Raw genomic sequence first — 25,957 nt, forward strand, 5'->3', positions numbered from 1 at the left:
ACAGCGGCCGTGATGACGACTCCAAAAACCACCATGCCGATGATGAATGGGGTGTAATCGGTCATGGCTGACTCCGCGAGATACAAACCTTAACAATGCCCATCGCTCTTCGCGTGCTTAGCGTCTAGAAGAACGCCTGAGCAATGCATGCGCTGGGGTCAGGCACTGAATCAACGCGACCGTCAGCCCGAAGTGATGGATCAGCCAGGGCTGGATCCCGCAGAGCATGCCCGTGCCCTTCGCGGTCTGCGCCGGATCAACGCGATCAGCCGCAGTTCTTCCGGATTGCTGCGTTCGCTGCAGGAGCTGCATGCATCGGTTTCAAAACCGATCAGCGTTCTGGAGCTGGCCTGCGGCGGCGGTGACATTGCTATTGATCTCGATCGGATGGCCAGGCGTTCAGGATTGGCGCTGGAGATCCGTGCCTGTGATCTCAATCCCGAAGCGATCCGTCTGGCCCGCGGCAATGCCCAACGCAGGGGCGGACAGGTGGAGTTCAGCGTGGCCGATGCCCTCGCGGAGCCCGCTCAGGATCAAGTGGATGTTGTGTATTGCACGCTGTTCGCCCACCATCTCGACGATGACGCTGTGGTGACACTGTTTCGGGTGATGGCAGCGCGCGCCAAGCATCTGGTGATCGTTGACGATCTAATCCGCAGTCGACTCGGTTATGCCCTGGCCTGGGGGGGGACGCGCTTGCTCAGCCGTTCATGGGTGGTGCATACCGATGGCCCGTTGTCGGTGCGAGCAGCATTCACTCCCCAGGAACTTGAAAGGCTGGCCGAGCGTGCGGGACTCTTCGGGGCAACGCTTCAGCGCTTCTGGCCTCAGCGCCAAAGGCTGATCTGGAGTCCACCGTTGTGATCGGCCCGATCTGGGATGTGGTGGTGATCGGCGGCGGTGTCGCTGGAGGGATCGCTGCTCTCGACTGCGCCCGAAGGGGACTGAAGGTGCTCGTGGTGGAAAAGCGCGCCTTTCCCCGTTGGAAGGTGTGCGGATGTTGTTTCAACGCGCAGGCCCAAGGGGTGCTGGAGGCGGTTGGTCAGGGAGATCTGATGGCGCGTTGCGGTGCCCAGCCGCTGCAGCAGTTGCGTATTGGCTTCCACGGCCAGGCTGCGGCTCTTTCCCTGCCCGGTGGGTGGGTGCTCTCCCGGGAACGTTTTGATCAGGCCCTGCTGGAGGCAGCCGCTGCTGCTGGTGCCACGATTCGCTTTCAGACGCGGGGACAGCTGGGTCCGGCGTGTTCCGCGACGCGGAGTGTGCGGCTCAAATCAGCTGCTGGAGGGCCACAGGAGGAGGTGAAAGCGAGGGTTGTGCTCGTGGCGGCCGGTCTGGTGAACCACTGCAGCCCCGAGCACTCCAGCGTTGAAACCGTCGCCACATCCCGGGTGGGGGCTGGCTGTGTGCTGCCGTCCATGGCCCATGGTTACGCCAACAACGTGATCCATATGGCCCTGGGAAACGGGGGATATGTGGGATTAGTGCAACGGGAGGATGGAGCATTGAACCTGGCGGCGGCTTTCGATCGCTCCTGCGTCGCGGCTGCAGGAGGTCCCGCTGGAGCCGCAAGATCCGTTCTCCTGTCCGCGGGATTTGACCTGCCTGCCGATCTCATGGCCGGGCAGTGGCAGTTGACGCCAGCCTTGACCCGCCGCCCTCTAGCGGTTGCCGGCAGCCGCTGTCTACTGATCGGTGACGCCGCCGGTTACGTGGAACCATTCACCGGCGAGGGGATGGCCTGGGCACTCACTGCTGGGGCTGCTGCCGCTCCATTTGTCGTTGCGGGGCTGGCTGACTGGAGCCCAGGCCTGGAGCATCGCTGGCTTCAGACCCTGGAGTCCCTGGTTGTGCGGCGTCAGAGGGTTTGCAGGGCTCTGGCCACAGTGCTGCAGCGCCCGATGCTCACCTCAAGCCTGTTCAGCCTCTGCAGGGTCTGGCCGGCACTCCCGGAGCGAATCGTGCGCCGCGTGAACCGCGTGCAGGTGCCCCCAGCGGAGATCGGTTGATGGCCCTCACACTGCATGGCATCGGCACGGCCGTTCCCCACGGTTCCATCACCCGCGATGAGGCGGTTGCCTTGGCCGAGCATGTCAGTGGTGGCGACAGCCGGCAGACAGCGCTGCTGCAACGCATCCATCAGCGCAGCGGCGTGCGTCGCCGCGGCAGTGTGTTGATCGCTGATCACGGTGACGACGACTCGTTTCTGGAGCGGGTGCCCTTCTACGGCAGCACCAGCCCCTCCACAGAGGAGCGCATGGATGTGTTTCAGCGCCATGCCGCTGCGCTGGCGCTGAAAGCCAGCTCAGCAGCCCTTTCTGAGTCTGGGGTCGCGGTTGAGGCGATCACCCATCTGATCACGGTCTGCTGCACTGGCTTCGAGGCTCCGGGGGTGGACCTTGCTCTGATCGAACGGCTTGGGTTGCGTGCCGATGTTGCGCGAACTCACGTGGGCTTCATGGGCTGCCATGCAGCGCTCAATGGCCTGCGGGTGGCTCGGGCGTTTGCTGAAGCCGATGCCGACGCCGTGGTTCTGATCTGCTGCGTGGAGCTTTGCAGCCTGCATCTGCAGTACGGCGGTGATCCCGAACAGGTGGTGGCCAATGCCCTATTCGCCGATGGTGCCGCTGCCGTGGTGGCCTCGGCGCAACGTTCCACATCGCTGCCGGCTCTTGTGCTGGAGACCAATGGGTCCACCGTGATCCCCAGATCTGCTGGCTTGATGCACTGGAGAATCACTGATCACGGCTTTTCCATGGGCCTGTCGCCGCAGGTGCCGCAGACCGTGGCGCAGGCCTTGCGCCCCTGGTTGGATGATTGGTTGGGCGCTTGGGATCTCTCTCCCGCGTCCATCACCAGCTGGGCAATGCATCCCGGCGGGCCAAGGATTCTCACGGCTTGCGGTGAGGTGCTGGAACTGAGCCCTGAGCAACTGCAAACGTCACGGGCCGTGCTGCACGACCACGGAAATATGTCTAGCGCCACGGTGCTGTTCATCCTGCAGCGGTTGCGCCACTCAGCGAACCCTGGCCCCTGCCTGGCCCTGGCCTTTGGCCCCGGCCTCTGCGCCGAAGCGGCCTTGTTCCGGCTCATCCATGGCTGACCTGCGGCCCCCCGCAGTTGCCTCTCTTTTTCGACAGGATTGAGTTTTGTTGCAGAGCCCGTGATCGCCCTCGTTCGTCGCCTGGCCGGGCCTGCAGCCGCCGCCACTGGTGTTCTGGGCCTTGCCGTTTCCGGCACAGTCTGGAATTTCTATGGACGCTTGCCAGGCCTGAGCGGAACCATTGCCTCGCTGCTCGTTCTGGCGGTGGGACTGGTGCTTCTGCGGCCACTCCCCGCACCGACGCTGCCCGAGCCGTCCAGCGCCGAGAAGCCCGCCGCCGCTTCTGAGCTTGCAGCTGCAGAAGATTCACTTGCCTCCGGTGAATCGCTCACCACCGCTGAGGCCATCGCCCGTGAACTGGCTGAAGAGGAGAGCCGCAAGCCTGAGGTGGTTCTGGTGACCTACGCACCCGAGAATCTCCTCCCCGGCACCACTCTTCCGGTTCGCAAGCGTCGCCCCGGAGTGTCGTTCAATCCTTATCGGGAGATGACCGACGAGCTCTTCAAGAGTTCATAACCCCTGATTGATTCATGACAGGAAATCTGCAGGCCATTGGCTTTCTCTTCGCCTGGGTTCTTGGTTGGGGTGTTGGAGGATCGTTGATCGACGCCGGATTGATTGAGTTCGGCGTTTATTCGCTTGAAACAGGCCAGATCGGCACAGCCATCACCTTCGTTCTTTGGTCTCTGCTGTGGGGCTGGGGTGGATTCAGGCTTTACCAGACCCTCACCGACTCCAGCCCGTCACAGGACGATCCCTGAGCGGTTCCCTTTGGCTTCCTCACGACTTGTCGCGGGCGGATGCTGTCACCAGCAACCCTCCCCGGGGTGAGGGACTGGGGATCTGCTGAAGCGTCAAGTCTTGATCCGGTGCCAACTCCAGCCGCACGCGCTGCAGAAGCCCAATGGCCATCAGACGGATCTCCAGCTCAGCCAACGCCTTGCCCAGGCAAACGCGGCCGCCGCCGCCGAAGGGCAACAGGGTTTGGTTGAACGATCCATCCAGGTGCCGTTGCGGCCTGATCTCTGCCAGGTCGCTGGATCCATCGCCAAGGTCGGCTGCAAGCGCCACCTGAATCACCCGATCTGGTGGGACCGCCACACCACCTAATTCAACGGTTTGCTTGGTTCTGCGGAAGAACCCACCCACTGGCGGCGTCAGGCGCATCACTTCCAGCACGGTGGCGTCCAGGCGCGGGCAGCTACGGGTCGTCAGGTTGGGCCAGGGCTGATCCAGCAGTTCCGGCAACAACCACTGCTCCACATCGGGGTTAAGCAACAGGGCGCGCATCAGACAGCTCAACGACGACGCGGTTGTTTCGTAACCGGCGAACAGCAGCAGGAGCAGTTGTTCCACCAGATCGTCATCGGTGAGTGGAATCCCTGCTTCATCCAGGCCACCGCTGAGCAGGTCCAGGCCTCCCCGCGTTGCTGATGTCTGGGCCACAACCTGTTTCAGGCGACCCAGCAGGCGCTTCTTGGCCTCCAAGGCCTTGGCGAAGGGAGTGCCAGGAATGGCGACGGGAATCGAGAACAGGGCCCGGGTCCAGATTTCGAAGTCGGCGAACAGGGCCTGCCGGTCGCTGGTATCCAGGCCCAGCACGGTGGTGGCGATCACGGCAAAGGCGAAGCGCCGCATGCAGGGCACGAGCTGAACCGGTGCCTTGGCTTGGATTAGATCCTCTGCCAGCTCCTCCACCAGTACGGCGATCGAGGGGGTGTAGCGGCTCAGAGCTGCTGCGGAAAACAGCTGGCCGACCACGCGACGGCGCGCTTTATGACCGTCCCCGCTGCGATTGGCCAAGGAGCGGTTGCCGAGAAGTTGGCGAACGCTCTCTGGCCACCAACCCTCGAGGACGTCCTCCTGAGCGAATAGATCAGCAATGGTCTGTTCCCCGCGAATGAACACGAGGCGCTGGTTGAGCAGCCGCGTTTCAAACACGTCGCCATGGGCCGTGAAGCGCTTCTGCGCGAATTGGGGGTCGCCGAAGAAGTCGAGGGTTTCCTTGATGCCGGTCACGGCACCCGTGCTCGGGAGGGTCTTGGCGGCCATCACGCACGGGAGAACGAAGGGCACCACGCTATCGACAACGCAGAGGTGCTTTGATCGGCCTGTTGATCTGAACTTGACGATGGCCGAATCGGGCATGAATGACGCTCTTGCTGCGCTGGTCGCCGATGTGGGGATGGGCAATGTGATCGATGCAGAGCTGCTCGAGGGTTGCCCGGTTGCTGCCCACGAGCTCGACGAGATGGATGCCGATCAGGCGGCGCGGGTGGCGGCGCACTGTTTTCAGACGCTCTTTGATCACCGCGTGGAAGCGCCTGTGGGGCTGGAGGCGGATGCCTCTGCGGGTTCGTGGAGCGGCACCCTTGATGGCTTCTGCTTCACGATTAGCCGTGATGATCTCGGCGATTTGGTGCTGGATTTCAGCAGAGCCCAGGCATGACCATCGAGGAGCTCCGCGGAGACCTTGGCCGTCGAATCGGCAAGAGAGTGGAGGTGCTGTTCACCCGTGATGGAGAGCCTGCGCTGGAGATCAGCGATCTCTACCAGCCGTCTCCCGCGGGCTTTGGGGGGCAGCTGCAGCTTCGCGATGGATCCCGTCTGGCCTGGGAGCTGTGGCTTGAAGACGGGGAGCGCTGGAACTTCCACGCATCACCCATTTCCTGATGAACGGATCGTTTTTGGCTGTTTGCTTCAGGCAAGAAGCCAAGTGCAGATATTAAGTTGTGTTTTGATGATTATCCCAAGGTCAATATGGCTTGATACGCATCAATAATTGGCTTGGATCGGAAGCCGGGATGATGTTTTGATTCCGCACTGATCCTGTAGTTCTTGATTCGTGCTTTGCCGCATTGGTTATGGTTTGTCTATGAGTATTGAACTGCAATTAGTTGTCTCCCGAGGCACCGCGCGTGGTCTTATTAATGGATCTTCTGCTGCTGATTATGGAGAGGTGATTTCACTTTGCAAGGTGCTTTATCTTGAGGGGGATTATCAGCTGGCATCTGATCTTCTTCAGTTAGCAAAGACTTTGCAGCCAACTCCTCTAGAACTGGCTCAATTCGGCTCTATTGATGAGTCTTCTCAACGGATGAAGGGTGTTTGAAAGGGCAATGCAAGTGTTGCTGCTTCAGAGTGATCGGCGGCTTGGTCACTCAGCGCCCCTCTTCAGGAATTGGCTGCCACTTGGTTTCCAGCTGGTGAACTGGGTCTGAGGGGCTTGGACCCCAGTTGTCCCTGGAACTTTGTGCAACTGGGCCGGATGGTGTGCAACTACAACTTATTCCTTAGCTGAAAAATGCCTCTGGATTGAAAACGTGAATCTCGGGAAGCAGCAGAGTCCCTTGCATGGACTGAGAAGGAAGCCTCTTTAAAGCGTTTCGGGCTTCAATCGGCTTGGCCGGTAAGAGATCAGAAAAGCCTGTTGACTGTCACTCTCTGACTTCACGGCTGTGATTAGGTCTTCACCTGTGTTCCAGACCCAGACCTGGTCGTTGTGGCTGTCGTGCTCAAGGCTTGTGCTCAGGGGTGGGCCGTGTCGAGCGCGCAGGCCTGCAAGCACCTCAGTCATGTCATCGATGGCGAACTCGTAAGCCAGGTTCGTTAGCCCTTTTTCGGGATCGACTTCAAAGGTGGCCTGAGAGACGGGCAGCCGATCCAGAAACACATCGCGAGTCACGTAGCGACCGGACCGCTCTTCGTTCACGGTTTTCCCTTCACCCATATGGGTGGTCACCTGCTCCAACGGCATTCCCCAAGCCAACCCTTCAACGCACGCGTCCACGCGGCCTGCGCTGCACAACAACAGCAGCCCTAAACACGCAGTGATCAGAAGGTTCTGGAGTTGGGGCAGCACCTTCATGCGGCGATCATTCACTGTGCAGATTTTGTTGGCTCATGGCCCTGTTGCCTACTGCCTTTTGTGAAGGCAAGCCCTGAATCATCCGTTCAATCTTGAATTGCTGTCTCCTGAGCCGTCTTGGTGCCGATCAGCCCAGCTTCGGGTGAATTCCAAACCACTCGCAGCAGTAGCCCAGCCTCAAGACCAAAGCGATCAAGACAGCCGAGGCTGCTGCCACAAAGGCGATCCCCAGACAGAGCTGCCGGTTTTTCTCGTCTTGCGCCGATAGGACCATTAAGAGGGAGAGGGTGTCAGCACTTACACATGCATCTTCCGCTTTTGCAAGGTCTACCCCAATTCAGCAGCCAGTCCCGCCTTTTCTCTGTAGACGGCTATGAAGCGCGACTGATGCGGGGACGTTCAGCAATCAAGCGTTGGCAGCGGCGCTGCAGCGATGACCACGACCCAGCGATGGATGGGGTTACCTAAGTCTGCTTCGAGGCGGGTGTTCTCCATTCCTCAGGCCATGGTGATCAGTGATGTCCATGCTGCTCCGCTTCCCCGTGTTTGGAGCACACCATCCACATGGATCCCATTTGGTGTGCCCCCTTGCAGCCGAACTCTGGCGCTGCTGCTTCTGCCTCCTGCTGGGTCTTGAACATCGCCTGCTTCGGCTGATCACCGTGGGGGTTGGCGAAGGCTGAACCTGCGGACATCACCAAGATGGAACTGAACAACAGAGCTGCGCGCTTCATCGGTCGATCGGATTCAACCCTCACGATGCAATTGACGACAGCAGTGCGCCGAAGATGTTGTTGTGCCTCCTGAAACGGAGCAAGAGGGATGCAGTGCCTCGTTCAATTCAGGGCCAACATTTTGTTCCGGCCGCTGCCATGGCCTGATTCGAGATTTCTTGAAGAATCTTTTCTTCTTCTGAAGGTCGCGGAGCTTCAGTGGAATCATGCATGAGTCAAAAGACCTACGAATGCGTCACTTTCTGTCTCTCGCGCTGGCGGCTTTGATCGCTCTTATTGCCCCATCCATGGTGTCCGCTGCTGATTCAGCGCATGGCGAGCAGATCTTCTCTGCCAACTGCGCTGCATGTCATATGGGTGGAGGCAACGTTGTTAACGGTCAACGCACGCTCCAACAGGACGATCTCAAGGCTTACCTGGCTAACTACAACGAAGGCCATGAAGAAGCAATCGCTTACCAGGTGACCAATGGCAAAAACGGCATGCCTGCGTTTGGCGGGAAGCTTGGTCCAGACGACATCGCTGATGTTGCCGCCTATGTTGAATCGCAATCGATCAACGGCTGGGCCTGAGCAGTCAACTCTACAGATTTGAGCCTTTGACGGTTTTTAATAGAGCCCCTGATTGGTCAAACAACCAGGGGCTTTTTCTTTGAGTAGATATAGAAGAGGGTATTTCCTTTGAAACGGACTCTTCCTCTTACAGGTTGTTTGATTGTTCGATCTGAGCGTGAACACGGCTTTCCTGATTCAGTTGTGAACAGCAAAGGGTGGAAGACCACTCGTTTTGAATTGATTTCTCCATTGCAGCGAGTGTTTAGGGCATTCAGTTGGGGCACTCATAGCCCTGTTGAGTGCCGGTGTTCGAGGGTGTCCCCTGGCCTGCTCCATCGCTCTGCAGAATCACTGCATTGATGGGGAGCATGCTGGCGTCAATCCTGCTGATCAGCGCTGGGGTTTCTGGCCGCTGCTGCCACCTGGTTCTCAGTTGTTGAAACAGGTCTGAAAGGCTTGTCCCTGTATCGTCCCTGGGATTTTGTGCAACTGGGCGTGATTGTGGGCAACTGCTCGACTCCTCGATAAGCATCACGAGGCTGGGAACCTTGAAGTGGCGGGACTGGGATACGTCGCTATTATCCTTACTTATGGCTTATGGGATTCAAGCGGGAGCGGCTTGAGGAGTTGTTGCTGAGACCAGGATCTCTGGGCTTGGCTAGTCGGTCGACAGCAGCTGGAGAAACGCCATCCGGTCTGGCTGGTGAACAGGCAAGACGGGATGCTCATCCAGATCAAGCTCGATGCAGCTACGCAACATGCTTCGTTCGTTCTGTTGAGCTAACGCTCCTTGTCAGCACGGCTTGGGCAACCCGTTAGACAGCAGCGGATGCTGAGGCATCTAAGCATCGAGATGTGGATCAAACTGCTGACGATCGGTTGGCAGCGCTGCGTGCCGCCATAAGAAAAAATATGCACTATCAGGACCAACATTCTTTTTGGCGCAAATATGATTAATAAAATTTGTTCCACGTCAAGGTTTTCATTTTTATGCGTTCTCTTGCGATTGCTTTGTCTTTTGGGATGGTGTTTGGTGGATTGGCTGATCGGGGACTGATCACCCATGCCCAATCGGTTGATGTCACAAACATCAAAGATGAACTCAGTCCCGGTGAATTCAGGGCCTATGGAGAAAGTTCACCGAAGAATCTGAGGTCTCGCATTGGTGAGCTCACGTTCACCAAGGGTGGTTTTGCAGGCGGTTACCCCAGTCTTGAGACCATCAAGACTCTTAAGAACGAGCTCGATTTTCACAAGGCAACGCAGGCGTACATCTGGGCCGTTCCGATTGTTAGTTATGCCCGATGGCTTGAGTCCCATGAAGAGCTTTTCGGGGCCAAGGATGGTCAGATCGTGCGGATGATCTCTCCTAAGGCGAAGCAGGGAATTCTGACGGCAAATGCCACCACTCCCTATGCAGTTGCCTTTGCTGATCTTTCAAGAACAGGGCCATTGGTTTTTGACATTCCTAAAGGAATGTCAGCAGGAGTTGTCAATGACATCTGGCAGCGTGGCATTCATGATTTTGGGATGTCTGGTCCGGATCGAGGCAATGGCGCGAAGCTGCTCATCCTTGCGCCTGAGATGGCGATTCCAAATGGTTTGGATGCCAATGAGTACACCGTGATCCGTAACGGCTCGAACATTGTGTTTCTCGGGATCAGGGCTTTGATGCCTGATCCTGCTGAGGCGGATCAGCTGTTATCAAGTTTCCGCATCTTCCCTTACGCAAAACGGGCCAATCCCACCCTGCATCCGATCATTGATGTGGACGAAAGCACGGAGTGGGGGCAATGGCAGCCCCATGGGATGGCCTACTGGCAGGCATTGAAGAAGATCATGGATCGCGAAGTTTTTGAAGATCGCGATCGTTTTTTTCTGAGCATGCTCGCTTCGCTTGGTTTGGAGAAGGGTCAACCTTTTCAGCCCACGGCGGCTCAAGCTGAAGTCTTGAAAGAAGCTGCCGTGATCGGTGAGGCGATGCTCAAATCGATCACCTTTGATAAGCCTTTCTCGAACAACGCTCCCTACAAGGGCACGAACTGGGATCAGCTGATGGTGGTCACGGTGGACGATCGAGACGGTGATATGGACCAGCTGTATCGCAGGGCTGCCTTTACCTGGGAGGCTGTTTCAAGGGGTAAGGCTTATTACATCGAGCAGGCAGGCATCGGACAGCAATACCGTACGGCTTACAAGGATGGTAAGGGCAACTTTTTCGAGGGCGACAAGCACTACAAGCTGACGATGCCCCCCAATGCGCCGGCTGAGGTGTTCTGGTCGATTGTGGTTTATGACGTCAATACGCGCACGCTGATTCTCAACGATGAAGGAAGGGCTGCATTGAGCTCGCGAACCGGTCTGATTCAGAACGAGGATGGTTCAGTGACGGTGCACTTTAGCCCTGAATTACCGGCTGGCGTTGAAAAAGCCAATTGGATCCAGACCAATCCTGATGAGAGCTGGTTCTCCTACCTGCGCTTTTATGGACCGACTCAGGCCTATTTCGATCAGACCTATCCCTTGCAGGACATCATGCCTGTGAACTAATGACTACATGAGCAAGCCTCGCTTCGGGTCTGCTAGCGAAAGTTTTACTAGGGACGTGTGTTCAGTCCTTCCGATCACATCAAAGTTTTCAGGCAATTCAATTCAACAACAAGGAGATTTGAGAATGAAAATCAATCGACTCACCCTCACTGCAGCATTTTTTGCAGGGTCAATTGCCGTTTTACCCCTCCAAGCGCAGGAGAGCCCAACCTATAAAGCGAAGGTTCCCGAGCAATTGCTAACTCCCGACAAGATGGAGAGCAGCTATCTCGGTGAACTGAGATTTCAAGACGGTTTTCCAACGAAGGAAACTGCCTCCAAAGTGAGCAACTTCGTGGACATCTCCCGGGCGGTTGAACTGTTCATCAATGGAACACCAGCCGCTTCGATGTATGGAATGCTGAACGGGCACGTCAAAATCGGTCTGGTGCCCAACCACTCAGTGGGGATCACTGAAGAGTTGATGAATGCCCGCTCCCTGTGGCTCACGCCACAGACGACCACGCCTTACGTGCATGCGGAAGTTGATGTAAAAGACGGACCCGTGGTGATCGAGATTGGCACACCGGTGCTTGGTTTTGTGAATGATGCTTTCTTCCGTTATGTCACGGACCTGGGGGTGGTTGGCGCCGACAAGGGCAAAGGTGGCAAATACCTTTTCGTAGGTCCTGATTATAAAGGGGAGATCCCCGAAGGATATTTCGTTTCCAGGACATCGACCTACCGTCATTGGGCGTTGATGCGTATTGCCGCCAAGCCAGGTGCAACGAAGGAGGCCATTGAGGCCTTCAAGAAAACCTTCAAGATTTATCCACTTGCTGATGCCAACAATCCGAAGCCGACTGGGTTTATCAATCTCTCCAGTAAGCAATACAACACTATTCATGCCAATGACGCGAGCTTCTTTGATGAGCTCAATGAAGTGATTCAGTATGAGCCCGCGACCGCTTGGGATCCTGAGCTGGTAGGGCAAGCTGGGGCGATTGGCATCAAAAAAGGACAGACGTTCAACCCGGACGATCGGATGAAGAAGATCCTCGCCGAGGCTTCCACCATCGCCAATGCCTATGCCCGGACTGTCGTCTTCAGCCCTCGTAATGAAGAGGTTTACTTTTACCCAGGGAAGCGTCAGTGGTATTCCCCTCTGGCTGGAGGCAGCCATGAGTTTCTCAACAATGGCGAGCGCGTTTTAGATGATCGCCTGATCTTTTACTACTACGCCACGGGCAGCACCCCAATGATGGTGAAGCCGATGGTTGGCAAGGGATCGGTCTATGCGATGGCCACTACTGATAGCAATGGTGTGCCTCTGAATGGAGCGAAGACTTACAAGGTGACGTTGCCAGCGCCGATCCCGGCCAAAGACTTCTGGTCTTTCATGGTCTACGACAATCAGACCCGATCGATCCTCGAGACCGATCAAGTCACCGGTGGGTTAGATAGCAACTCAAAAGGTGTGAAACTGAATCCCGATGGATCTGCGACCGTCTACTTCGGCCCTAAGGCTCCGGAAGGACAAGAAGGGAATTGGGTGCAGACCATGCCCGGAAAGGGATACAACGCGATTCTTCGCCTTTACGGACCGCTTGAACCATGGTTCGAAAAAAGCTGGATGCCAGGCGACTTTGAATCAGTCAACTAGCTGGACAATTTTCATGCCCTCAATGCATTCAGACAACTGCACCACTTGCGTAGCGAGTGGTGCAGCTCTGCGCCGGAGTGGGTGGTTTGACCCTGGCCTGATCCATTCCTCTGCAGAATCACTGCATTGATGGGGAGTGTGGTGGCTGGAGCTGGTGTGAATCCTGCGGATCAGCGCTGGGGTTTCTGGCCGCTGCTGCCACTTGGCTTCCAGTTGTTGGAACAGGTCTGAAGGGCTGGTCCCCGAGTTGTCCCTGGAATTTTGTGCAACTGGGTGTGTTTATGAGCAACTCGCGATAATGCGGAGAGTCGATTCAATTCGCTGCATTGAGGAATCCATGAACGCTTCGCGTTTTGCGCATCTGTGTTCAGCTGCCGTGCGACAGAGCTTGGTTGGAGCCTTTGTAGTCGTCTCGCTGCTTTCAGCGAGTCAACCGCTTGAGGCGCATGGTGATGTGAAAGGGGATGCTGCGATGCCCGTCAACAGTGGGGCGACCGGGCCTCAGATGACGGTGTATCGATCGGCGAGTTGCGGTTGCTGTACGTCATGGGGATCCCACATCGTTTCAGCGGGATACCGCATTGAGGACCATGTCACCGAGGACATGGATGCCGTGAAGAAAGCGCGTGGCATCAGCCCACAACAAGCTTCTTGCCATACCGCGGTTGTGGAGGGGTATGTGATCGAAGGGCATGTGCCCGCTTCTGCGATTCAGCGTCTTTTGACAGAACGGCCCAATATCCGAGGTCTGGCAGTTCCAGGGATGCCAATGGGTTCTCCCGGGATGGAGGTGGCTGGCGTCGAGGCTGAACGTTTCGAGGTGCTTGCCATTGCCCATGACGGAACAACCTCCGTCTTCGCGCGTTATTAAGCGGTTTCAGGGAGACCGCTTCGGGGAACGGGGGTCATCGCGATGGTTTTAACAGCATCGCTGCACCCGAAACTGTGACGATGACGGTGAGCCCACCCAAGAGCATTGGGTAGACGGGCTGAAGATTCAGAACACCGAAATTCCCGGTGTGGATCTTCAGCAGCCAGAAGGCATCAATGTCTTGCTCCAAGAGCAAGCTGTAGAGAGATCCCGTGCCTGCGGTGATCAGCAACGGAACAGCGGCGATTGGAACCAGCCAACGGTGAACTTTGCGTGCTCGCCGTGAAAGCGGTCGTTGGTTCATTGCTTGCGAAGTTGGCGGTGGAGTTTACGCTCATCTGCGCAGGGCATCCACTTTCCGTTGTTCTGATGCAGCGTATTGCAACCAATCTCACTGGCACGTTGTTGCGCGTCAGCTTTGGATTGGTAGATGCCTTTGCTGTGAGCATGGCTGGCCATGGGATGGACAACGAAAGCAGCGACGAGGGCGAATGAGATGGAGATCCATCCCATCATCGTTGTGGTGAAGGCATTAAAAGTGATTGCTTTCACAGCGCGAAAAGGCCATCAAATTTGTAGTAGTCCGGCTTATTCAGTCCTCCGCTTTGCAGCATCTTGCGGAGTTCGATGATCTCTTTGCGCTGGGCGACGATGATCTCGCGCGCCAGGCGAAGGACGGTGGGGTTGGTGGAGTTTTGCCGAGCCTCATGGGCCATCTGAAGTGCGCCTCCATGGTGCTCAATCATTCCCTCTAAGAACCACTGCACCCTGTTGTCGCGCGTTGGCTTCGTTCCCGACATGCGCATCGCGGCAATCACATCAGGACTCATGCGCACCAGATCTGCCATGGAGTTGGGGTCCCCGTTAGGGCGCAATGCCACGGGATAAACCGGTGCATCCGGATACCAGGCTTTGCGCCATTGGCGCATCGCCTTGATCTCACGGGCCTGCTCGTTCCAGATGCTGTTTGCCAACGCCCCCACCCCAGGGGCGCCGATGTTGAAGACGTACTCACTCATCCGCAACGCCCCGGTGTGATGCTCGACCATGCCATCGATAAAGCGCAGGTCGTAGGTGCTGCCTGCTGGTCCCATGCCATGGGCATGGTGCTGATGGTTGCCGGAATGGGGGGGTGCAGCCTCTTTCGTTTTTTCAGGTGCTGGGTGATGCATCCCATGGTCCATTTGGGCCAATGCGACTTGAGGGGGCAGTGCCGAGATGGCGGCCAGAGCAAAAGCGATTCGACGCATGGAAAGAACAATCACGTCGCTATTGTGGAGTCTCCAGTAAGTGGAGAGTCAACCCTTCGTGCCTAAAGCGCCTGGCGATCTACTCAAGATTGGAGTTGTCTCTGCAAGAAGCAACATTTCGGTGAAAACGATTCGTTTTTATTGTGATGAAGGTTTATTGCTGCCAGTATCACGTACCGATTCCAGATATCGATTGTTTGATGAGTCTGTTTTTGACGATCTTAGTCTAATCCTTCGTCTGCGGGCCATGGACTTGCCTCTTGATTTGGTGAAAAAAGTAATTCAGGCACAGCGATCTGGAATCTGTACTTGCAGTGATCTCAAGACCACGATGCGCGAAAAATTAAGCGAGATTCATGAGCGCCTGGATGAATTGAAGGTGCTGGAGACTGAGATCAAAACGATGTTGAAGAGCTGGGAGCCTTGTGGCGGGGCTTGATCAGTCGCGTGATCAGCTCAGTACTCAGGCTTCGATCAAGATGTTGCCCATCATGCCGAGCTCCTCGTGATCGAGGATGTGGCAGTGATACACGCTCTTGCCAGCAAAGTCGCTGAAGCGGGTGCGCACGCGCACGGTTTCGCCAGGGCGCACCAGCACCACATCCCGCCAGGCCCGGTAGGGCTCAGGCCTGCCATTGCGGCTGATCACCTGCATCGGATTCACATGCAGATGGAAGGGGTGATCCATCACGCCTGTGTTCAGCAGCTCCCAGTCCTCTGTGTCTCCCAATTGCACGCGCGTGTCAATGCGCCCATGGTTGTAGCTCTGGCCGTTGATCAAAAAGGCCATGCCCATGCCTGGTGCCATGCCGTGATTCATCACAAATCGGCGCGTACGCAGCGGGCTGGGGAGCTCCTCCACCGCTAAGAGCTGCTGCGGCAGAGGCTGCGGCGCTACAACGCCATTGGTGCTCACCGTTGCGATGACATCAGCTTGTTCCTGGCCAGACACCGCTCTCCCCATGCCCATACCCATACCCATGCCCATACCCATGCCCATACCCATGCCGCCCATCATTGGGCGCCCCAGGCGCCTGTAGGGGAGGTTGTTCAAGCGAAACCGACCACCTTCGGGAGCCACCTGCACCAACACATCGGCACGCTCGCCGGGCACCAGCAGCAACTCCTGCAACGGCAGTGGTTGCTCCAGTGCACCACCATCAGTGGCAATCAGATGCATGGTGTGACCCTCCAGCGCCAGTCGCCAGAAGCGGGCATTGGAGGCGTTGAGAAGGCGTAGGCGCAGCAAGCCGCCGGCTGCAACCTGCAGCTCGGGCTTCACCTGGCCGTTCACGCTCAGAATCGAGCCTTCTCGGCCAAGCATCACACCAGAACCGGAGCGCTGGTTGGCGGCTGGAAGATCCTTGAGCACAAGCACTTCTTCCTGGGCCGCCTGCACTTCAGGGATGCGATCGAGATCGCCTCTCACCAGCAGCGCACCACCCAGGCCACCAAACACCTGGTCAGCCACCGTTCCATGGTGATGGGGGTGGTAGTAGAAGAGGCCCGCCGGGTGATTGTCCGGCAAGGAGAAGCTGCAGCTCTGTCGCTGGCCAGGAGCAACCCTCAGGAACACATTGTCGGCTGCTCCGCTGGGTGGAATGTGCAGGCCGTGGTAGTGCAGATTCGTTGGCTGAGTCAGGCGGTTGTGCAGCTGGATCCGCACCGCATCACCAGGCTGCAGTTCAAGCTGGGGGCCAGGGAGTAAGCCGTTGTAGGTGAGTGCCCGTCCTGATGTGCCAGGGATGCTGATGGACGTTTCCTGCGCTACCAGATCCAGCTCCAGCAGGCCAGCTTGAGAGCGCACTGGCGACGTCGCCGCCGCGTTGATGCTCCTCCGTGGATCTGCGGCCCAGCCATGGCAGCCATGGCGCAGAGCCGCGACTGAGGCTGCTGCAGTGCCACCGGCTGCCAGGGCGAGAAAGGAGCGCCGGCTGATCACAACGCACCCCCAGAAGCAAGAGCCATCACTGGCTGAATCAACATCGCCAAACCCATCAGCCCCATGATCAGATTCTCAGCGAAGCTCACCACCCCCAGCGGTGTGCGGGAGTTGCCGCCCACGCAGGCACAGTTCAGTGCCAGGTGATCGACGAACACGGCTTTGCCGACGGAGACCATGCCCATCACACCGAGAAGCACTGCTGTCACGCCAATCACAGCTTCAAGGCCCATACTCTCGGCCGATTGCAGCATCCCAAGTCCCACCAATAGCTCAACAGCGGGATACAGTTTTCCCCAGGCCTGCCAACGCTGCGTGAGCAGGTCATATTTGCGGAAGCTTGCAGCGAATGCCGCAATATCCATCAGCTTGAGCATCGCCAACAGGCAGATCGCCAGGCCCATGTAGCCCCGGATTTCGCCCCCTAATGCCAGGTTGATCAACAGAGCGCTCAGGAACACAGCGATCACTGGTGCGTAGGACACCTCTGCTGTTTCCGCGGTGACACCAAGCCGTTTCGCCAGCTCGGTGTAGCCCCCAATGCGCTCCGCGCCGGCAAACACCTGCGGCGTGGTGGTCACACCGTGGGCATGCTTGAAGGCTTCCACCTCCGCCTGGCTGCGCAGAGGATGATCCTCAAACGGAATCCCCTGGGCGCGCAGGAGCTGAAGCGCGCGCTGCCCCCACGGACAGGCATGCTCGGGCGTCTCCATCCTGTAGAGACGCACAGCGCTGAGTTCCGGCTTAGCCATCACCCTCCACCGTCTGGAAGGCTTGGGTCCGGCCGGATTCGGTGAAGGTGAACACCGTGTAGCTCTCTGTCTTGAACGGTGATTCCATGCCGGGCGAACCGAGCGGCATACCGGGTACGGCAATTCCGGCCACCTGTGGGCGTTCCTTCAGCAGCCGCTGAATCGCCGACACTGGAATATGACCCTCAACCGTGTAACCCCCAATCCGGGCGGTGTGACAGGACTGCAGCTGAGGTGGAACGCCGTAGCGCTGCTTGATGCTCGCAAGGTTGCTCGTCACGTAGTCCTTCACTGTGAAGCCGGCTTGCCTGAGGTGGTCCAGCCAGCCTTTGCAGCAGCCACAGCTTGGGGAGCGATAGGCGGAAACCACCGCAGGCACAGGTATGGCGGCGACTGGAGGCATCAACAGAGGCACAGGAGGACGGCGACTGCTTCCACCGTAAACACTCCAGTCGGTGGAGAGTCAATGGGGTGGCTCAGCCGCCGGAATCTCCAGGGAGAAGCAGCTGCCGCATCCAGTCCTGGAGTGCACCTGGATTGCTGCGCGATGGCGGACGGCGATGGCTTGCGCGATGGCCAGCCCCAGCCCACTGCCACCCTGGAGGCGTGAGCGAGACGGATCCAGTCGCGTGAAGCGATCAAAGATTCGGCCCTGCATCTCCTCAGCGATGCCAGGTCCGTTGTCGGTGATTGAAAGCTGGAAATGGCGACCCTGGTGCTTCAGGGAGACGTCGATCGCGCCACCTGCTGGGCTGTGCTGCATCGCGTTGCTCAGCAGATTGATCACAAGCCGGCTGAGTTCTGTCTCCGCCCCAAGCACCTTGGCACTGGACATCCATGACGTGTGAATCAGGCTCACCTGAGCAGCCGCAGCTGTCTCTGAAAAATCCTCCATCACATCGGCCGTGATCTCGGCGAGATCACACACCGTTGCCGGCTCCCGCTCGCAGGGTCGTTCAAGGCTGGCGAGCAACAACAGGTCGCCGATCAGGTTCTGCAGGCGCCGGCCCTGGGCCAGCACCCGATCCCAGCGTCCTGTCTCCACCACTGCCATCAAGTTGGCCAGCGGGGTGCGTAATTCGTGGGCCACATCGGCGCTGAACTGCTCCTGTCGCTGATAGGCCTCCAGTAATGGTGCCATCGCCAATCCAGCCAGCCACCAGCTGGCAGCGCCCATGGCCAGCAGCGCAACGAGGAAGACAGCATGTCCCAACCACACCAGCTGTTGTGCTTCCCGGTCCAGATCGTTCAGGCTGTGTGAAATCTGAAGGAATCCCCAGACGGGTTCTCTGTTGCTGTTGGAGTGATGCAGATGAATGGAGTAGGTGAGCCAGCGCCGGCCAGCGGGTTCTTGCGTGAGCTGCCAACCTTGATCAGCCGCTGGCGGGAGCAGGATCGGAGCCCCGGGGGAGCTGGCCAGCAGAGCACCGTTGGGATCGAGAACACGCAGCTTGTAGCGGTCGGAATCGGTGGCACTGATGGCATGGCGTTCAACCAATGAATCCGGTGCCTTGCAAGGCTCTCCTGCAATACAGAGGCCCGGTAGAACCGAAACAAGTGCGGGCGTGGGCCGGGCCGCCTGCGGCAGCAGGTCAGGCTTGAGACTGTCGTGCAGGGTGCCGGCAAGAGCTTGCAGTTCACGCCGGATGGCGCTGTCCTGGCTCTGCAGCAACAGCCGTCCCATCGCGAACCCCGCGCCGTAAAGGAGTGCACCCATCACCAGCAAGGAGAGTCCCGCCAGTCTCAATCGAGCTTGAAATAACAGGCGATGCGCTGGCGTTTGGATGGTCATCACAGCAACACCGCAGCATGCGGGTTCAGCCGATACCCCTTACTCGGTATGGTTTCAATCGGAGAAGCAAGCCCATGAGAAGCAAGCTTGCGCCGCAGCAATCGCACCTGGGCGGCAACAACATTGCTGATGGGATCCTGCTGCAGATTCCACAGTTGGTTGCGCAAGCGTGAGCCGGAAATCACCTCACCGGGGTGTTCCAGGAAATAGCTCATCAGTTGCTGCTCTTTCGTGGAGAGCTCAATGCAAACCTCAGCTGCGGCTGTTGCCACGAGCAACTGCCCCGCGGCGAGATCCAGCCGGAAGCAACCGGCTTCCAGGAGCGGCGCCCGATAGCTGGGCTGTCGCCGCTGCAACGCCCGTACCCGTGCGAGCAGCTCCTCCATCGCGAAGGGCTTGCTCAGATAGTCGTCCGCGCCGGCATCCAGGCCCTCAACCCGGTCGGCTGTTTCGTTACGGGCCGTGAGCAGCAAGAGCGGTAGCGCCAGGCCCCGCGATCGCGTTCGCCTGCACAGATCGAGGCCGCTGAGCTCCGGGAGCATCCAATCAAGAATTCCCAGGTCGTAGTGGGCCTGATCACTCCCCAGAAGCACCCAGCCGTCCTGACCGCTGACGCAGTGATCCACCACATGGCCCTGGCCCTCCAGGACTGCCTGGATGGATCGCGCTAGATCCATCTCGTCCTCCACCAACAGGATCCGCATGGGCATCGGCGTGGCGGATCAACAGGGCACAGATCTTAGTGAGGGCAGTGGATTTCATCTGTTTTTCATCCCGGTTGTGCCAACTTCCGCCTATCCAGTGCTTCCCCAGGCCTTTGCTTCCCCGAATCCTGCAGCTGGCGGCCAGCGCCAGCCTTGCTGCCACAGCCTTACTCGCAGCGCCCATCGCCACGCCCCTGGCCCTGGCGCATGTGGGCCATGGCGATGAGTTTCAGCAGCAGGGCGACGCACGCCAGGTGCGCCGCAACGCCGAAACCGATGCCCTGTTGGGGGTGGCCACGGCAACGCCGGAAGACGGGCCGGATGGGCTCTCGGTTCCCTCCACTGCTCTAGTCGATGCGAATGGCAAGCCACTGCTGTTCGTGCAAACCCAGACCACCTACGACCCTGTTCTCGTGGTGACGGGTTCCAGACAGGGTGACCGGGTTGTGATCACCGAGGGCCTTGATCCCACCGACGAGGTGGTGATCTCTGGCGCCCTCTCGCTGTACGCCGAATCGAAGAAGACACCACAGGCTGAGCCGGCAGCAGATAACAAAGCCGCTGCGCCACAGGACAGCGCGACGGCGAGCCCGTCCGCTCTACCCATTCCCGCCCTGGCAGCTGGCGCGGTTGTCGTACTCACCGCTGGGGCTATCTGGCTGAACCGCCGCAGGAAGACGGATGCTTGAGCGGTTGCTCAACACAACGCTGCGGTTTTCGATCGCACGCCGCTGGCTGATCGTTGCCGCCGCGGTGGTGATCAGCCTCTGGGGCCTGCTGGCGGTGAGCCAGATGCCCCTGGATGTGTTTCCCCCCTTCGCGCCGCCGCAGGTGGATGTGCAAACCAGCGCCGCTGGGCTCTCACCGGAAGAAGTGGAAACCCGCATCACGCTGCCGATCGAATCGGCAGTGAATGGCATTGCCGGGGTGGAGACCGTGCGCTCCTCCTCCAAGCCGGGTTTGTCGATGGTGCAGGTGGTGTTCAACCAGAACGCCGACATCTACCGCGCCCGCCAATCCGTGGCGGAGCGGCTGCAACAGGTGAGCGCCCAGCTGCCTACCAATGCAGATCCCCCCGAGCTCTCCCCGCTGGTGTCGCCTCTGGGCACAATCCTGCAGGTCGCCTTCACCGTGAACGGCGATGGCGCCACATCGCTGATGGATCTGCAGCAGCTGGTGTTGCGCTCCTATCGCCAGTCGATCCTGGCGGTGCCCGGCGTCGCCCAGGTGACGATCTACGGCGGCGATGAGCAGCAATTTCAGGTGCTCCTTGATCCCCAGGAGCTGCAGGCTCAGGCTGTCTCGCTCAAGGCGGTGATGGAGGGTGTTGGCTCGGCGATGGCCACCAGCCCTGGAGGCTTTCTGATCGGGGGTGGCCAGGAGCGGTTGATTCGCCCCTTGGCTCAGGTCACACAGGTGAGCGATCTGGCGGATGCGGCGGTGAAGAGCGAGCAGGGACGATCGGTGCTGCTCTCAACACTGGGAGAAGTGAAGCGCGGTGCAGCGCTCAAACGCGGTGACGCCAGCTTCAACGGCAAGCCAGCTGTGGTGCTGATGGTGACCAAGCAGCCCGATGTGGACACCCCCACGGTGTCCCGGGCAGTGGAGCAGCGCTTGGCCGAGCTGAACCGCACGCTGCCGAGCGATGTGCAGGTCCAGACCACATTTCGTCAGAGTAATTTCATCGATAGTGCCATCCGCAATGTGAGCGAGTCGCTGCTCCAGGGGGTGGTGATCGTTTCGGTGGTGATCGTGCTGTTTCTCATGAACTGGCGCGCCGCCGTGATCAGCCTCAGCGCCATTCCGCTGTCACTGCTGATTGGCCTGATGTTGATGAAGAGCCTGGGCCTGGGCATCAACACCATGACCCTGGGTGGGCTGGTGGTGGCGATCGGTTCGGTGGTCGACGACTCGATCGTCGACATGGAGAACTGCTATCGGGGGCTGCGCCGCAACCGGGCCAGCGACACGCCCAAATCGCCCCTGCAGGTGGTGTTCGACACCTCGGTAGAGGTGCGCCAGCCCGTGCTGTTCTCCACCGTGATCATCGTGGTGGTGTTTGCGCCGATCTTTTCGCTCACCGGCGTAGAAGGGCGCATCTTTGCGCCGATGGGCCTGGCCTACCTGCTGTCGATCGCGGCCTCCACCCTCGTAGCGGTAACGCTCTCTCCCGCGTTGTGCGCCATCTTGCTTGCGCCTGCGGAGCTGCCAGAGGAGAACACCTGGCTGGCTAACCGGGCTGAGCGGCTCTACCGGCCAATCTTGGATCTAGCGCTGAGATCACCGCAGCGCGTGCTGGCCATCGCTCTGGCGCTGATCGTCGCCACCACAACGATCCTGCCGGCACTGGGCCGGGTGTTTCTACCGGAATTCCGCGAACAATCGCTGGTGAGTTCGATGGTGCTCTACCCCGGGGTGTCACTGGAGATGACCAACCGAGCGGGGCTTGCACTGACCCGTTCGCTGCAGAACAACCCGTTGTTTGCATGGGTGCAGGTGCGCACGGGCCGCGCCCCCGGTGATGCCGATGGGGCCGGCGTGAACCTAGCTCACGTGGATGTGGAACTGAGCGATCAAGCCATGGCCAATCGGCCCGCTGCCATTGCCGAGCTGCGGCAGGCTTTTTTAAAGCTGCCCGGTGTGGCGCCCAACATCGGCGGCTTCATCTCGCATCGCATGGATGAGGTGCTCTCGGGGGTGCGCAGCGCGATTGCAATCAAGATCTACGGCACCGATTTAGGCGAACTGCGCCGCATCGGTGAGGCGGTGGAGAAGGCCATCAAACCCATTGATGGAGTGGTGGATCTGCAGTTGGAACCGCAGCTGCCGATTCCCCAGGTGCAGATCCACTACGACCGCCCGCTTGCGGCGGCGCTGGGGCTCACGGTGGAGGAGCTGTCGCAAGCAGTGGAGATCGCGCTCAACGGCAAGGTGGTGGGCCACGTGGTGGAAGGGGGTGTGCGCAGCGATGTGCTCGTGCAGCTTCAGGAGAATGCTCGCCAGAACCTGGAGGCCATCCGCTCGTTGCCGGTGGCCTTCAGGTTCTGGCATGACCGTTCCTCTCGGCAGTGTTGCCTGGGTTGAGGAAGGTCTGGGGGCCAACATCGTCAACCGAGAAGATGTTTCCCGCATGATCGTGGTCTCCACCAACGTCAGCGGCCGGCCCCTCGGCACTGTCGTCAAAGACATCCAGCGCACCATTGCCCGTGAGGTGCCACTGCCTCAGGGCTACACGATCCGCTACGGCGGCCAGTTCGAATCAGAAGAACGGGCAACCGCGTCTCTGGTCTTCTACAGCGCTGTTGCCGCAGTGGTGATCGGTGTGCTGATGGTGATTTCGGTGAAATCAGTGCCCGCCACAGTGGCGATCATGCTCAACCTGCCCCTGGCCCTGATCGGAGGTGTGGTGGCGGTGTTGCTCACGGGAGGAGTGCTATCGATCGCCTCGTTGATCGGCTTCATCACGCTGTTTGGCATCGCCGTGCGCAATGGGTTGTTGCTGGTGGACAACTACAACCGCCGCCACGGCGCAGGGCAACCCCTGGGCGAGGTGATCCGTGAGGGAAGCCTGGAGCGCCTCAACGCCATCCTGATGACAGCCCTCTCCTCGGCACTCGGAGCCTTGCCTCTTGCACTCGCTTTCGGGGCCGGGAATGAAATCCTGCAACCGTTGGCTGTGGTGGTGCTCGGTGGATTGACCACCTCCACGGCCCTGACCCTGCTGGTGCTCCCGGCGCTCTATGCACGCTTTGGCCATTGGCTGCTGCCCGCCCGCGACGGTTCGGCGTCGTCTCTTGCCTCTCTCCCGTCATGAACCTGAGCCTTAACCACCTCACGCATCACCTGCGCCAACCCGGCGTGCTTCTTCCTCTGGCGATCTCCGCATCTCTGCTGGTTGGAATCGGTGTGGGTCGCCAGAGCAGCCGGCCGGTCTCTGCGCCATCGGTTGCGGCGATGGACCGTGCGGATGCCAATGGCAGCGTGGCTCTCAGCGAAGACCAGCTTCGGCGATTGGGATTGACCACTGTTCGCCCCGAACTGAGCTCGGGCACGGAACGTCCGATCACTGGTTTTGTTGAAGCAGCAACATCGTCGCGCTCAAGCGTGGGGATGCCTGTGGCGGGACGTGTTTTACGTCTGATGGTGTCACCGGGCACCCGTGTTCGTGCTGGCGAACCGATCGCAGAAGTCCAAAGCGCTGATGCGGCTGCTGTACGCGCCGATGCCGATGCAGCGCAGGCCACGGCGCACTCGCTCGCATACCTGTACCGCCTTGCCGAACCCATGGCACGGCAAGGTGCACTCTCGACCCAGGAGCTGGAAAGCCGCCGCATCGCCAGCGTTACAGCCGCGACGACAGCCAGGGCAGCCGCTGCCAAGGCTTCAGCGCTAGGGAAGCCTGATGATTCAGGGCGTCTGTTGATTCGCAGTCCAATTGCCGGTCAGGTCACTGCTGTGAGCACCTCACCCGGTGCCGTCCTGTCTGTGGGGGAAGACGTGGCCCAGATCAGTGATGTCACAGGGGGTGAGCTTCGCTTCCTCGTGTCACCGGGACTCGCCACGAACATCAGGACCGGACAGCTGCTGCGCGTTCGAGCGGGAGCTCAGACGCTGCAGGCACGGGTGATCGCTGTGGCACCTGATGCGCAAACCGCCGGGCGCGTGATGCTGCTCCGCGCGCAACCTATTGATGCTCAACTCCCACCGATCGGAACAGCTATCACGGCCTTTGTGCAGATCCCATCCTCCGAGCAACGGTTCATTGTTCCGCAGGATTCCATTGCCCTGATCAATGGATCACCGGTGGTCTTTCGCTATCAACGGGGGGCTGTGGAACAGGTTGCTGTGGTGGTGGCCCAGCAAACGGCGGGGCAAGCGGAAATCCTTCAGGGTGTTCGTCAAGGTGATGTGCTCCTGAGAGGCAACACGCAGATGTTGCGCAACGCACTGGATGCTTCCAAGGACAGCAGCCAGAACTGAGTGAAGTTCAGCAACCCGATCAAACCGATGGCATCCTTGAGATGCGGTCAACTCTCTGGCTTCGCTGCGGCCGTGCTGTTCGGATGCAGCGCCCCACTGATCAGTACGTTCACGGCCAGCGGTTCGTCCCTGAGCATTGCCGGGTTGCTCTACGCAGGGACGACTCTGGCTCTGGCGATTGTTCGGCTGATGAAAGGCCGAACCCAGGATGAAAGCCCCCTCCAACGGCGTGATGCGCCTGCCTTGGCTGGGTTGATCCTTCTGGGCGGGATCGTCGGGCCCGTTGCCCTGGTTCACGGCCTGGCGCGGTTACCAGCCGCATCGAGTTCACTGTTGCTCAACCTTGAGACCGTCTTCACCCTGGCCATCGCTGTTCTGGTGGGGCGTGAACATCTCGGCAAACGCGGCGCTGCGGCAGCAGCGCTCACCATCGCTGGGGCCATCGTTCTTTCGGATGGATCACTCGGCGGTGTCAATGCCACCGGAGCTGCCCTGATCGCTCTGGCGACCCTGGCCTGGGGGATCGACAACAACCTCAGCCAACGCCTGAGTCTGCGCGATCCGATTCAGATTGCCACCGTCAAGGCACTGGGTGCATCGCTGCCCATGCTCGTTCTTGCCTGGGTCCTGGGGCATCCCTTTCCACCTGCCGCCGTCTGCGGGCCATGGATCTACCGCTGGCGACGGTTGGCACTGTGCTGGGTGCACGGCGATCCGGGAATTGCACCTGCAACGATCTCCAGGCCACGATCCGCGGCAAGCTCACCGAGATTCAGCAGCGCGTCCACGAACTACAGAGCCTGGAAGCCGAACTCAACACGATGCTGAACACCTGGGAGCGCTGCGGCGGCCGTTGATGCGTTGCGCGATCAGCGCAGTGCTCAGGCTTCGGTTGAATCTGGTCTTTTGCTGCGGGTGCTCGATCGGTGATCAAGACCTGTGATCATGGGGGTGGAGCTATCGAATCCAGGGTGCGCGAGAGGCTTGGCCATGAATAGTCGTGCCGACCAGTACTGGGGTTTCTGGCCGCTGCTGCCGCTTGAGAGTGTTTATTTGCAGTGGATTTAAGGGTCGTGTCTCTGAAATGTCCCTCGTTTGTTGTGCAACTGGGCAGGAGTGTGTGCAACTGCAGCCTGGGGTTAGAAGCGATTGTTTTAGGTGTGACGGTTTTGCCTTGGATGGTGGCGATGCCGGTGCTTGATCGTCGGTGATGCAGGG

At 59.2% G+C, this 25,957-nt stretch carries 27 protein-coding genes and 2 pseudogenes; 18 read left to right on the forward strand and 11 right to left on the reverse strand.

What is annotated here, in order from left to right; all coding sequences use genetic code 11:
- Positions 1-147: 147 nt before the first annotated feature.
- The 5 genes from SynPROS71_RS05455 to SynPROS71_RS05475 are packed head-to-tail and all read left to right on the forward strand — an operon-like array spanning position 148 to position 3,861.
- Positions 148-864, forward strand: a complete 717-nt coding sequence (locus tag SynPROS71_RS05455) for a class I SAM-dependent methyltransferase (protein WP_186597258.1) — start codon at positions 148-150, stop codon at positions 862-864.
- Positions 864-2,006 (forward strand): NAD(P)/FAD-dependent oxidoreductase, encoded by a 1,143-nt coding sequence (locus SynPROS71_RS05460; RefSeq protein WP_186597899.1) that lies wholly within the window; start codon positions 864-866, stop codon positions 2,004-2,006. Before SynPROS71_RS05455 ends, SynPROS71_RS05460 begins: the two co-directional genes overlap by 1 nt.
- A complete protein-coding gene (locus SynPROS71_RS05465) occupies positions 2,006-3,100 on the forward strand; it encodes a type III polyketide synthase (protein WP_186597260.1) in 1,095 nt (364 codons plus the stop codon). The genes SynPROS71_RS05460 and SynPROS71_RS05465 overlap by 1 nt, the downstream gene beginning before the upstream one ends.
- A 60-nt stretch (positions 3,101-3,160) precedes the next feature.
- A complete protein-coding gene (locus SynPROS71_RS05470; protein WP_186473029.1) occupies positions 3,161-3,616 on the forward strand; it encodes a hypothetical protein in 456 nt (151 codons plus the stop codon).
- A 14-nt stretch (positions 3,617-3,630) separates the two neighbouring features.
- Positions 3,631-3,861 (forward strand): hypothetical protein, encoded by a 231-nt coding sequence (locus SynPROS71_RS05475; protein ID WP_186597262.1) that lies wholly within the window; start codon positions 3,631-3,633, stop codon positions 3,859-3,861.
- Positions 3,862-3,880: 19 nt separating this feature from the next.
- On the opposite strand, the gene SynPROS71_RS05480 is transcribed toward SynPROS71_RS05475, so the two are convergent.
- Positions 3,881-5,152 (reverse strand): cytochrome P450, encoded by a 1,272-nt coding sequence (locus tag SynPROS71_RS05480; RefSeq protein WP_186597900.1) that lies wholly within the window; start codon positions 5,150-5,152, stop codon positions 3,881-3,883.
- A gap of 79 nt (positions 5,153-5,231) precedes the next feature.
- On the opposite strand from SynPROS71_RS05480, the gene SynPROS71_RS05485 reads away from it, so the two are divergent.
- From SynPROS71_RS05485 to SynPROS71_RS05495, 3 genes are all read left to right on the forward strand, one after another.
- Complete coding sequence (locus SynPROS71_RS05485; RefSeq protein WP_186597264.1) at positions 5,232-5,549, forward strand: hypothetical protein; 318 nt, start codon at positions 5,232-5,234, stop codon at positions 5,547-5,549.
- The gene (locus SynPROS71_RS05490; RefSeq protein WP_186597266.1) at positions 5,546-5,773 is read left to right on the forward strand and encodes a hypothetical protein; all 228 of its coding nucleotides are present in this window, start codon (positions 5,546-5,548) and stop codon (positions 5,771-5,773) included. The genes SynPROS71_RS05485 and SynPROS71_RS05490 overlap by 4 nt, the downstream gene beginning before the upstream one ends.
- 172 nt (positions 5,774-5,945) lie before the next feature.
- Positions 5,946-6,212 carry a hypothetical protein gene (locus SynPROS71_RS05495; RefSeq protein WP_255442418.1) on the forward strand — a complete coding sequence of 89 codons (267 nt, stop codon included), beginning with the start codon at positions 5,946-5,948 and terminating at the stop codon, positions 6,210-6,212.
- A 264-nt stretch (positions 6,213-6,476) separates the two neighbouring features.
- Here the strand turns inward: SynPROS71_RS05495 and SynPROS71_RS05500 are convergent, their stop codons facing one another.
- Complete coding sequence (locus SynPROS71_RS05500) at positions 6,477-6,968, reverse strand: hypothetical protein (protein WP_186597268.1); 492 nt, start codon at positions 6,966-6,968, stop codon at positions 6,477-6,479.
- A gap of 512 nt (positions 6,969-7,480) precedes the next feature.
- A complete protein-coding gene (locus tag SynPROS71_RS14000; protein ID WP_186597270.1) occupies positions 7,481-7,702 on the reverse strand; it encodes a DUF3721 domain-containing protein in 222 nt (73 codons plus the stop codon).
- Positions 7,703-7,932: 230 nt separating this feature from the next.
- Between SynPROS71_RS14000 and SynPROS71_RS05510 the strand changes: the two genes are divergently transcribed.
- The 4 genes from SynPROS71_RS05510 (at position 7,933) to SynPROS71_RS05525 (ending at position 13,319) form a co-directional block, all read left to right on the forward strand.
- Positions 7,933-8,274 carry a c-type cytochrome gene (locus SynPROS71_RS05510; RefSeq protein ID WP_038004231.1) on the forward strand — a complete coding sequence of 114 codons (342 nt, stop codon included), beginning with the start codon at positions 7,933-7,935 and terminating at the stop codon, positions 8,272-8,274.
- A 1,341-nt stretch (positions 8,275-9,615) separates the two neighbouring features.
- Complete coding sequence (locus SynPROS71_RS05515) at positions 9,616-10,806, forward strand: DUF1214 domain-containing protein (protein WP_255442487.1); 1,191 nt, start codon at positions 9,616-9,618, stop codon at positions 10,804-10,806.
- A gap of 7 nt (positions 10,807-10,813) precedes the next feature.
- Complete coding sequence (locus SynPROS71_RS05520; protein ID WP_255442420.1) at positions 10,814-12,448, forward strand: DUF1254 domain-containing protein; 1,635 nt, start codon at positions 10,814-10,816, stop codon at positions 12,446-12,448.
- A 337-nt stretch (positions 12,449-12,785) separates the two neighbouring features.
- Positions 12,786-13,319, forward strand: a complete 534-nt coding sequence (locus tag SynPROS71_RS05525; protein WP_185189735.1) for a DUF411 domain-containing protein — start codon at positions 12,786-12,788, stop codon at positions 13,317-13,319.
- Positions 13,320-13,353: 34 nt separating this feature from the next.
- Here the strand turns inward: SynPROS71_RS05525 and SynPROS71_RS05530 are convergent, their stop codons facing one another.
- From SynPROS71_RS05530 to SynPROS71_RS05540, 3 genes are read right to left on the reverse strand one after another with little or no spacing between them, the layout of a single operon-like run.
- Positions 13,354-13,623: a hypothetical protein gene (locus SynPROS71_RS05530; RefSeq protein WP_131455619.1), complete on the reverse strand. Its 270-nt coding sequence runs from the start codon at positions 13,621-13,623 to the stop codon at positions 13,354-13,356.
- Positions 13,620-13,835, reverse strand: a complete 216-nt coding sequence (locus tag SynPROS71_RS05535) for a DUF3721 domain-containing protein (RefSeq protein ID WP_131455963.1) — start codon at positions 13,833-13,835, stop codon at positions 13,620-13,622. Before SynPROS71_RS05535 ends, SynPROS71_RS05530 begins: the two co-directional genes overlap by 4 nt.
- 32 nt (positions 13,836-13,867) lie before the next feature.
- Positions 13,868-14,569, reverse strand: a complete 702-nt coding sequence (locus SynPROS71_RS05540; RefSeq protein ID WP_186473044.1) for a DUF305 domain-containing protein — start codon at positions 14,567-14,569, stop codon at positions 13,868-13,870.
- 58 nt (positions 14,570-14,627) lie between these two features.
- Between SynPROS71_RS05540 and SynPROS71_RS05545 the strand changes: the two genes are divergently transcribed.
- A complete protein-coding gene (locus SynPROS71_RS05545) occupies positions 14,628-15,008 on the forward strand; it encodes a MerR family transcriptional regulator (protein WP_255442423.1) in 381 nt (126 codons plus the stop codon).
- Positions 15,009-15,032: 24 nt separating this feature from the next.
- Here SynPROS71_RS05545 and SynPROS71_RS05550 read toward each other — a convergent pair whose 3' ends face one another.
- The 5 genes from SynPROS71_RS05550 to rppA are packed head-to-tail and all read right to left on the reverse strand — an operon-like array spanning position 15,033 to position 19,765.
- Positions 15,033-16,511 (reverse strand): multicopper oxidase family protein, encoded by a 1,479-nt coding sequence (locus tag SynPROS71_RS05550; protein WP_370586622.1) that lies wholly within the window; start codon positions 16,509-16,511, stop codon positions 15,033-15,035.
- On the reverse strand, positions 16,508-17,263 hold the full coding sequence (locus SynPROS71_RS05555) for a MauE/DoxX family redox-associated membrane protein (RefSeq protein ID WP_115070382.1): 756 nt from the start codon (positions 17,261-17,263) through the stop codon (positions 16,508-16,510). Before SynPROS71_RS05555 ends, SynPROS71_RS05550 begins: the two co-directional genes overlap by 4 nt.
- Positions 17,256-17,666 (reverse strand): DUF411 domain-containing protein, encoded by a 411-nt coding sequence (locus tag SynPROS71_RS05560; protein ID WP_115070381.1) that lies wholly within the window; start codon positions 17,664-17,666, stop codon positions 17,256-17,258. Before SynPROS71_RS05560 ends, SynPROS71_RS05555 begins: the two co-directional genes overlap by 8 nt.
- Before the next feature lie 60 nt (positions 17,667-17,726).
- Entirely contained in the window at positions 17,727-19,055 is a 1,329-nt protein-coding gene (locus SynPROS71_RS05565) for a cell wall metabolism sensor histidine kinase WalK (RefSeq protein ID WP_186597274.1), read from the reverse strand.
- Entirely contained in the window at positions 19,055-19,765 is a 711-nt protein-coding gene (rppA, locus tag SynPROS71_RS05570) for a two-component system response regulator RppA (protein ID WP_363159579.1), read from the reverse strand. The genes SynPROS71_RS05565 and rppA overlap by 1 nt, the downstream gene beginning before the upstream one ends.
- Before the next feature lie 107 nt (positions 19,766-19,872).
- Between rppA and SynPROS71_RS05575 the strand changes: the two genes are divergently transcribed.
- From SynPROS71_RS05575 to SynPROS71_RS13855, 5 genes and pseudogenes are all read left to right on the forward strand, one after another.
- Entirely contained in the window at positions 19,873-20,448 is a 576-nt protein-coding gene (locus SynPROS71_RS05575) for a hypothetical protein (protein ID WP_226424080.1), read from the forward strand.
- Positions 20,441-23,573 (forward strand): annotated as a pseudogene (locus SynPROS71_RS05580) (efflux RND transporter permease subunit). Before SynPROS71_RS05575 ends, SynPROS71_RS05580 begins: the two are co-directional and overlap by 8 nt.
- Entirely contained in the window at positions 23,570-24,739 is a 1,170-nt protein-coding gene (locus SynPROS71_RS05585) for an efflux RND transporter periplasmic adaptor subunit (RefSeq protein ID WP_115070378.1), read from the forward strand. The pseudogene SynPROS71_RS05580 and the gene SynPROS71_RS05585 overlap by 4 nt, the downstream one beginning before the upstream one ends.
- 27 nt (positions 24,740-24,766) lie before the next feature.
- Positions 24,767-25,180, forward strand: a pseudogene (locus SynPROS71_RS13850) (EamA family transporter); the annotation flags it as partial.
- Between the two features lie 224 nt (positions 25,181-25,404).
- On the forward strand, positions 25,405-25,596 hold the full coding sequence (locus SynPROS71_RS13855; RefSeq protein ID WP_255442426.1) for a MerR family DNA-binding protein: 192 nt from the start codon (positions 25,405-25,407) through the stop codon (positions 25,594-25,596).
- The last annotated feature ends 361 nt before the right edge of the window (positions 25,597-25,957 follow it).

Source organism: Synechococcus sp. PROS-7-1, from assembly GCF_014279795.1.
Taxonomy (GTDB): Bacteria; Cyanobacteriota; Cyanobacteriia; order PCC-6307; family Cyanobiaceae; genus Synechococcus_C.